Genomic DNA, 249 nt, shown 5'->3' with positions numbered 1-249 from the left:
ATCCACGGTACGGTGGTCAAGGTAAAAGAACCCCCTGGGTTTGTTGGTCCGGTGCATAAACCCGCTTTCCGGATCGACGGTACTGACCTTCGTCTTTCTCTGCCGTTCCTTTAGGGCTGGCTTCAGGCTTTTTTTCCAGCTGCCGCCCGGTCTTGAGTGACGGCTTTATCCAGTGCGTCAACATAGGCGCCGGGGGGAACCGACCGCATGACATTCTCCGATTTATGCGGATTGGCACTGGCTTTCAGG

1 pseudogene is annotated in these 249 nt (G+C 55.8%); it reads right to left on the bottom strand.

Annotated elements, in window-relative coordinates:
* Window positions 1-249, bottom strand: a pseudogene (locus ACGF49_RS25280) (IS5/IS1182 family transposase); the annotation flags it as partial.

Source organism: Photorhabdus sp. RM96S, assembly GCF_042879335.1.
Taxonomy (GTDB): Bacteria; Pseudomonadota; Gammaproteobacteria; order Enterobacterales; family Enterobacteriaceae; genus Photorhabdus; species Photorhabdus kayaii.
This window is presented reverse-complemented; position numbering and strand designations above follow the sequence as displayed.